The organism is Frankia gtarii (assembly GCF_025403375.1).
GTDB classification, from domain to species: Bacteria; Actinomycetota; Actinomycetes; order Frankiales; family Frankiaceae; genus Frankia; species Frankia gtarii.
Genome location: NZ_JAMPTM010000318.1, coordinates 1 through 7,343, shown reverse-complemented (window position 1 = coordinate 7,343; position 7,343 = coordinate 1). Strand labels below are relative to the sequence as shown.

Below are 7,343 nucleotides of genomic sequence, written 5' to 3'. Positions count from 1 at the left end.
CCCGATGCCCCCGCAGCCAGCCCACCGCCTGATCGAACAGCGCCCCCGGCCCCTCCGCATGCGTCCACGCCCGCCCGTCGAGGAAGCGGCGCATCCCGTCAGCCGCCTCGGTGTTCTCGAACGGCCGGAAACCGTAGGCGGCCCAGATCTCCCACGCATGCTCGTATGCCGTCTTCGCCCGCTCGGTGTACCGCTTCACACACGACACGTCCGCGATCCCCAGCTGCCCGGCGAGGTACTCCACCACCGGCCACGGCACCTCCAGCGGATCCGCCAGGAACACCCCCAGGAACCGCACCGTCGTCACCTGCAGCACGAAACCCAGCCGGTTGTGATCACCCCGCCGGTCCGCGATCAACGCCCTGTCCGCGTCATCGAGGAAGAAGAACCGCTCCAGATCAGCCCGCGACGGCACACCCTGGAACCGTCCGTAGGCGGCAACCTACCCGTCAGTGAGGAACTCCAGCGGCACAGCCCGGACCGTAGCCGATCAAAGGCGCAGCGGAAGGAGAATCAACCGAAATCCCACACGCAGACCTAGATCATCGCAAGCGCCAACGGCTGCACGGATCTTCCTCTACTCCGGGGCCAGCCACCGACACCACCGCACCCGGCGCCACTCATCGTGACCATGAGTCGAGTCTGAGTCACCCACATACGCCGATCATCGGTTGGTTGTCGGCGCGGTTCTCGCTGCGGTCACCGATCGCCCCGTAAATCATGAAGACGTCAAATTTTTGACATTGCAGATACGTATGACCTCACCTAACATGCGGCGAATGCCATCTGCGGAGTAAACGGGGGATGCCGGCGATGCTGCGGAGGATGTACTCGGTTCCCGAGCACATCACCATGGCCGGCCTGGGCGCGGGCCTGATCGGGGCGATCTACCCGACGATCATGGCGCGCACGGGCGGGCGGAGCCTCCCCTGTCCACTGCGCACACTGACCGGCCTGCCGTGTCCGTTCTGCGGGCTGACGACCGCGACGGTCGCGCTGACCCGTAGCGAATGGGCGGCTGCCGCCAGCACCAGCCCTCTTATCTATCTCACGGCCGCATTGGTGACCGCGACGACGCCGATCCTGGCGGCCCGGCTCCTCGGCCTGGCGCCACCGCCACGCCCCTGGTCCGCCGCCGCGCGTGCGCGGACCCGGTACTCGGCATACGTCGTCGTAGCTCTCAGCTGGCTCTTTCAGCTGCATCGGTACCACTTCATCTAGGCGATCGCCAATCCATGCAGGACCGCTCTTCTCAGAAAGGTCGATCGTGACCGGCTATAACCCACCCCCGTCCGAGGCGTATCCCCCGCAGTGGGGCCAGCAGCCCCCGCCCGGCCAGTACCCGCAGTACCCGCAGCCCGACCAGTACCCGCAGGCCGATCAGTACCAGCAGCCCGGCCAGTACCAGCAGCCCGGCCAGTACCAGCAGCCCGGTCAGGGCGGCTACTACCAGCCCAACCCGTACCCACAGCCCGCACCAGGGTACGGGCCCGGCCAGCCGGTGGGGCCAGGCGCCTACGCCAGCTGGGCCCAGCGAGTCGGCGCATACCTCATCGATACGTTGCCACAGATCGTCGTGTTTGGGCTGTTCGGAGCGATACTCCGCGGACCGGCGGTGGCACTCTTGGCGATCCTCTGGCTGGCCTCGCTCGGCTGGGTCATCTACAACCGATGGATCCAGGGCGGCAGGACCGGCCAGTCGCTGGGCAAAAAGACGCTGAACATCCGACTCGTCAGCGAGGTCACCGGCCAGCCGATCGGACCGGCGATGGCGCTTGCCCGCGATCTCTGCCACTTCGTCGACGGCATCATCTGTTACGTCGGATTCCTGTTCCCGCTGTGGGACGCAAAACGGCAGACGCTCGCCGACAAGATCGTGCACACGGTCGTTGTGCCCGCCTGATCATCGCGAGGAACACGACCCCGCCCGTCCCGGGACCACCCGAGTCCTAGGCGCGGATCACTGTCCGCACCCACCTTAGGTGAGGATTCGGCCTCTGGGCTGGGCGTTCGCGGGCGCGCCAGACCGCGCCGGGTGGTCCGGTCCCTGGCGTGGGCCATGTTCCCGACCGCGGGTGCTGGGGTCGGCGCTGTTGCATGCGGGGGATCTGACGCGTGCCAGGGGTTTTGGCGGTCACGGTCAGACGGCGCGGGCGGGCTCGGTGAACGCGGTAGCAAGGCGAAGGTGCGGATCGGTGTCGACGGCATGTTCGTCGTGGCCGCGGCGGATGTTCTGCACGAGGGCGTGTCCGGCACTGACGGTCTGGGCGGAGCGCAGCCGTTGCAGTCCGCGTGGCAGGCCTCAGGGAGCAGCTCGTCGAGGATCCGCGGGTAGACCGGTGCCTTGTCGGTGGCGGCCTCGACCGGCCGGCGGCCGTGGGACAGCGCCCGGGCGAAGAAGCGGCGTGCCGCGGCCTGGTCACGGCGGGTGCTGGCCACAACGTCGATGACCTGGCCGTGCTGGTCAACGGCCCGGTACAGAGAGGTCCACCGGCCGGCGACCTTCGCAGAGGTCTCGTCGACGAACCACCTGTCCCCAGGGGGGTGCCGACACGGCCGGGTCGCGTCGGCCACGAGCGGCGAACCGCGGGTACCAGCGGACCGCCCACACGATCACCTCGGGCGGGAACCGGAACCCGGCGAACTCTGATGTCGGAGCCGGTGGACGGACACGACGTCGACGCATCATTCGATCACGACTGATCGGCAGCTTCGCGATGGCGAACTTCGCCGATGCAACAGCGCCCCCGTGGCTCCTTTGGGGTATCCGCCCGTCGGCGGCCGCATCCTGATGATGTTTCTCGTGATGCGTGCCGTGGGCATGGGCGGGAACGACCACAACAGTCGGCTGCGCACACACGCGGATAGATGTCTGGTGAGAGGCGGCAAGCCCCGGGTGTCGGTGGCAGTACCGGGGTGCGGCCGTCGGACCAGCCGGAAGGGCGAACGGCACTCGATCCACTTCCAGCCCGAGACGGGCATTGACAATGCTGGGCTGCCGATATCGAGGAAGATCAGGATTATGTCCTGGAGTGGGCATGGCTCGGGTTGGGGCGGCTGGCTGCTGGGTGAGGCAGTCGGGGATGAAGGCGGCGAGGTCGCGAAGGACTCCGGGTGGCAGACGTCGGGCGAGGATGGCCAGCAGTCCCCAGCTGGCGATCAAGCGGTCGACGGCGACGGCGAGTCCGACGAGCCAGTCAGGCATGATGCGCGGGTTCCCCCGGCCCGGCCTCGTTGCTTCGGTCCGCGTGCGACGGGTCAGCGCCGGTGCGCGAACATCGCCTGAGCGCGTTCGAACCGGCGTTCGGTCGCGTGGGAGGTATCGATGGCGGCGGTCGCGGTGACCAGGATGATCGCGGCGAGTACGCCCGCCAGGACCGGCCGTGGGGTGGGTGGTGGCTCCTGCAAGGCCCGTGCCCGATGGGCGAGGTCGGTATGCACGGCGCCGAGCGCCGCGGTCGGCATGGTCGCTGTGCCGGCGCGGGCGAGTCCGGCGCGGGCGAGGGTCCGGACGGCGACCGCGCGGTCCTCGCTGGTCGCGGCGGCGTCTTCGTCGGCCCAGCGTTCGACGGCGAGCCGGACGGCGGCGGCGGAGGTCCGCAGGAGCGGGTTGGCGGCGGCGGCGAGGTCGGCGAGCTGGGTGTAGGCGTGGTGGCGGTGGTGCAGGTGGGAGTGTTCGTGGGCGAGGAGCACGCGGCGTTCGTCGGGGGGCAGCGCGCGCAGCATCGCGGTGGACACGACGATCCGGCCGGTGAGTCCGGGCAGCGTGTAGGCGTCGGCCCGGTCGTCGTCGACGATGACGAGGCCGGTGGGGGCGGGTCCGAGTCGGCGGCAGGTGAGTTCGGCTGCGGCCAGGTCCCTGCCAACGCCGACGGCCCGGTGCAGGGCGGCGCCGAGTAGCCCGGCGACGACGGCGGCTGGCAGCAGCCCGGCAGCGACGGGCAGCGGGTCACGACCGCGGACGACGGTGGCTGACCAGTGCCCGACCGCGGCGATCATGGGCATCGGGGCGAGCAGGGTGAAGGCCACGACCGACAGGATGAAACCGGTGGCGAGCGCGGTCACCAGGCAGGCGGCGGTGAGCAGCCGGGTGGCGGTGGCGGGTGGTAGCCGCCGGCCGAGCCAGCTGCCGCCGGCGGCCAGCAGCAGGCTCGTGATGAACGGGACGAGCGCGACAGTCGTCATCGCCGAGGCCCGCCATGCGTGCTGTCGGCAGTGGACTCGACGTCGCCGCCGGTGTCGGTGTCGGTGTCGGTGTCGGACCGGTGAGTGGCGAGGAGGTCGGTGAGGAGCTGCTCGTCCTCCGGTCGCAGGTCCGCGACGAACCGGGCAAGTGTCTCGGCTCGGTGGCTGCCGGCGCCGAGCAGGCGGGACATCTGCCGGGCGGTGAGCGCGGCGTCGAGGGTGTCCGGGTCGGTGGCCGGGGCGTAGACGTAGGAGCGGCCCGCGGGCGCCCGAGTCAGGGCGCCCTTGTCGTGCAGGCGGGCGAGGGTCGTCATCACTGTGGTGTAGGCCAGTGGTTCGCCGAGTTCGGCGAGGGTCTCGGCCGGGGTGAGCGGCCGGCCGGCCGCGGCGATCGCGGCGAGTACCTCGCGTTCCAACGCTCCCGGTTCACGTCTGGGTTTCCTCGCCACTACGCCTCCTCGCTACTACTAGATTGATAGTACGAGAGGTCGAGTGGCAGTAGTAGACCTCAGCGTGCCGCACTCGCCGTCACGACATCCTGCCGCCAGGCCTCCGCGGGTCATCCCGTACAGTCGTCTACTATTCGATGAGTAGTAGACGACTGCATGAGGGGACGGCGGATGGTGGATGGGGTGCCGGCGGTCGAAGCCGTCGGGCTGGTCAAGCGCTTCGGCGGGCTCACGGCCGTGGATCATGTTGATCTTCGGGTGGACGTCGGGGAGGTGTATGGCATCCTCGGCCCGAACGGTGCCGGGAAGACGACGTTCCTACGGATGCTGTTCGGGTTGATCCGGCCGGATGCCGGGACGCTACGGGTCTTCGGCCGGACCTGGGCCGAGGCGGGCCCGTCGATGCTGGACGGGGTCGCGGGATTTATCGAGAGCCCCCGCTTCTATCCCTACCTGTCCGGCCGGCGCAACCTGGTGCTGCTCGCCGGTCTCGACGGCGGTGACGCGGACAGTCGCATCGACCAGGTGCTCGACGTGGTCGACCTCGCCGGTCGGGCAGGCGACAAGGTCGGGGGCTATTCGTTCGGGATGCGCCAACGGCTCGGCGTCGCCGCGTCCCTGCTGCGCGACCCGCGGCTGCTCGTCCTCGACGAGCCGGCCAACGGACTGGACCCCGCCGGCATCCGGGACATGCGCGCGCTGGTCACCCGGCTCGCCGGCAGCGGGCTGACCGTGCTGCTGAGCAGTCACAACATGGACGAGGTCGAGGAGATCTGCGACAACGTCACGATCATGCGCACCGGCCGGGTGGCCTACCACGGCTCGATCGACCAGCTGCGCGCCCAGGCACCGGACCCGTCCCACCGGCTGGCGACCAGCGATGACGACCACGCGATGCGCCTGTCCGCCGAGCATCCCGCCGTGTCCGTCACCGCCCATCACGACGGTGGTCTCGCGCTGCGGGCCCAGACCGCTGACGCGGACAACTACCTCATCGCCCTCGGCCGGGCCGGCGTCGCGGTACGCGCCCTGCACCTGGAGATCGCGCCGCTGGAATCGCTGTTCTTCATGCTCACGGAGACCGACTCGGCGACCGGCTCCGCCCCGGCCGGCCTGCAACCCCGGTCCCGCAACCTCACCGGAGCGACCCCATGACCGCGCCCGTCACCACCACGCCCACGGCCGGCCCGGCGACGGTCCGGCCTCGTCCGGTCGGCCGCGGCCGGGTGATCACCGCCTACCGGTGGGAGATCACCAAACTCGCCGCCCAGGCCCGCACCCGGGCCACCCTCGCCGTCTGCCTGGTCGCCCCCTTCGTGTTCGTGGTACTCCTCGACCGCCAGGACCGTCTGCCGAAGGACACCCTCTACGGCCGGTGGGTGCACACCAGCGGCTTCGCCACGCCGCTGCTCATCCTCGGCTTCGCCGCCCAATGGGTTTTCCCGTTGCTCACCAGCATCGTCGCCGGCGACATCTTCGCCAGCGAGGATCAGCACGGCACCTGGAAGACGATCCTGACCCGCTCCCACAGCCGCAGCCAGATCTTCTGGGCGAAGGCGCTCGCCGCGGCCACCTTCGCGGTGCTCGTCGTCACGGTCCTCGCCCTGAGCTGCCTGACCGCCGGCGTCCTGCTCGTCGGCCACCAGCCACTGGAAGGCCTGTCCGGCACCCTGCTGCCCCCGGGCCGCGCCGCCGGACTGGTCCTCGCCGCCTGGGCCACCGCGCTGCCACCCCTGCTCGGCTTCACCGCCCTGGGGATCATGCTGTCGGTGTTGACTCGCAGCAGCCCCGCCGGGATCGTCGGACCGATCGTCCTCGGCCTGCTCATGCAGCTCTACGCCTTCCTCAATGGCGCCGACGCCATCCGCCACCTGCTGCTGGTCACCCCGTTCGATGCCTGGCACGGCCTGCTCGCCGCACACCCGTACTACGGGCCGCTGCGCGACGGCACGTTCGTCAGCGCCGGCTACATCGTTGTCTGTCTGGCCGTCGCCTTCACGGCGCTGCGCCGCCGCGACATCACCGGAGGCTGATCCGCATGCCCCGTCCCGCCCCCGACCGGTCGCGCGGTGACCGGGCGTCCCGCGGACCGGCCCGAGGCCGGCTGGTCCGCCGGGCTCGCCTGGCCGGCGTGGCGGTCACCGCCGCCGTGCTGACCGCCACGCTGGTCGGCTGCTCCGCCGATGTCACCCGGCCCCGCGTCGAAGGCTCCCTCGGCCCCGTGTTCGCCAACCTCTACGTCCAGCAGCAGGCCCTGCTCGGCCATCCGGGGCTCACGCCGGCCACCGTCGCCGCCAGACCCACCTGCCACCGCACCACCCCCGGATCCCACGACACCGGCGCCGGCAGCGACTGGATCTGCCAGGTCGGCTGGAGCGACGGGACGGGCAAATCCCAGAACGGCAAGTTCGAGCTCCAGGTCCGTTCCAACGGCTGCTACCAGGCCGGCGGCCCCAGCAGGATCGTCGGACCGATCATGATCAGAGATGTAGCCGGCAAAAGTGTGATCAACCCGGTGTTCGAGTTCGACGGCTGCTTCGACACCACATGAAACCCGAACGAGACGGAAAACCCGCGCAGAACGACGGGAGTGTCCGACTACCGGTGTATCGGTCGTGGCGGTTGGTGATGGATCAGTTGGTGGTGGTCGGGGTCAGGCGGCCTTCGAAGGTGATCGCCAGGGCGTTCAGGGCAGGCTTCCATCTGATG

Annotated in this window: 8 protein-coding genes and 1 pseudogene; 5 read left to right on the top strand and 4 right to left on the bottom strand. The window is 69.9% G+C overall.

All coding sequences use genetic code 11. From position 1 onward, the window contains the following. Positions 1–415: DUF4158 domain-containing protein (locus NBZ83_RS28200; protein ID WP_261576137.1), on the bottom strand; the 415-nt coding region annotated here is incomplete at its 3' end. A gap of 398 nt (positions 416–813) precedes the next feature. On the opposite strand from NBZ83_RS28200, the gene NBZ83_RS28195 reads away from it, so the two are divergent. Continuing rightward, positions 814–1,221 (top strand): DUF2752 domain-containing protein, encoded by a 408-nt coding sequence (locus NBZ83_RS28195; RefSeq protein ID WP_261568555.1) that lies wholly within the window; start codon positions 814–816, stop codon positions 1,219–1,221. A gap of 46 nt (positions 1,222–1,267) precedes the next feature. Next, positions 1,268–1,903 (top strand): RDD family protein, encoded by a 636-nt coding sequence (locus NBZ83_RS33505; RefSeq protein ID WP_261568556.1) that lies wholly within the window; start codon positions 1,268–1,270, stop codon positions 1,901–1,903. A 237-nt stretch (positions 1,904–2,140) separates the two neighbouring features. Here the strand turns inward: NBZ83_RS33505 and NBZ83_RS28185 are convergent. The 3 genes and pseudogenes from NBZ83_RS28185 to NBZ83_RS28175 form a co-directional block, all read right to left on the bottom strand. Then, positions 2,141–2,686 (bottom strand): annotated as a pseudogene (locus NBZ83_RS28185) (DDE-type integrase/transposase/recombinase). Positions 2,687–3,258: 572 nt separating this feature from the next. Beyond that, on the bottom strand, positions 3,259–4,185 hold the full coding sequence (locus NBZ83_RS28180) for a M48 family metalloprotease (RefSeq protein WP_261568557.1): 927 nt from the start codon (positions 4,183–4,185) through the stop codon (positions 3,259–3,261). Continuing rightward, the gene (locus NBZ83_RS28175) at positions 4,182–4,634 is read right to left on the bottom strand and encodes a BlaI/MecI/CopY family transcriptional regulator (RefSeq protein WP_261568558.1); all 453 of its coding nucleotides are present in this window, start codon (positions 4,632–4,634) and stop codon (positions 4,182–4,184) included. The genes NBZ83_RS28180 and NBZ83_RS28175 overlap by 4 nt, the downstream gene beginning before the upstream one ends. Positions 4,635–4,805: 171 nt before the next feature. Between NBZ83_RS28175 and NBZ83_RS28170 the strand changes: the two genes are divergently transcribed. From NBZ83_RS28170 to NBZ83_RS28160, 3 genes are read left to right on the top strand one after another with little or no spacing between them, the layout of a single operon-like run. After that, positions 4,806–5,789 carry an ABC transporter ATP-binding protein gene (locus NBZ83_RS28170; protein ID WP_261576136.1) on the top strand — a complete coding sequence of 328 codons (984 nt, stop codon included), beginning with the start codon at positions 4,806–4,808 and terminating at the stop codon, positions 5,787–5,789. Next, positions 5,786–6,667 carry an ABC transporter permease gene (locus NBZ83_RS28165; protein WP_261568560.1) on the top strand — a complete coding sequence of 294 codons (882 nt, stop codon included), beginning with the start codon at positions 5,786–5,788 and terminating at the stop codon, positions 6,665–6,667. The genes NBZ83_RS28170 and NBZ83_RS28165 overlap by 4 nt, the downstream gene beginning before the upstream one ends. 5 nt (positions 6,668–6,672) lie before the next feature. Then, on the top strand, positions 6,673–7,185 hold the full coding sequence (locus NBZ83_RS28160) for a hypothetical protein (RefSeq protein ID WP_261576135.1): 513 nt from the start codon (positions 6,673–6,675) through the stop codon (positions 7,183–7,185). The last annotated feature ends 158 nt before the right edge of the window (positions 7,186–7,343 follow it).

Coding starts and splice junctions, on each gene's coding strand:
- NBZ83_RS28195 (WP_261568555.1), top strand. CDS start 814: ATGCTGCGGAGGATGTACTCGGTTCCCGAGCACATCACCATGGCCGGC.
- NBZ83_RS28180 (WP_261568557.1), bottom strand. CDS start 4,185: ATGACGACTGTCGCGCTCGTCCCGTTCATCACGAGCCTGCTGCTGGCC.
- NBZ83_RS28170 (WP_261576136.1), top strand. CDS start 4,806: ATGGTGGATGGGGTGCCGGCGGTCGAAGCCGTCGGGCTGGTCAAGCGC.
- NBZ83_RS28165 (WP_261568560.1), top strand. CDS start 5,786: ATGACCGCGCCCGTCACCACCACGCCCACGGCCGGCCCGGCGACGGTC.
- NBZ83_RS28160 (WP_261576135.1), top strand. CDS start 6,673: ATGCCCCGTCCCGCCCCCGACCGGTCGCGCGGTGACCGGGCGTCCCGC.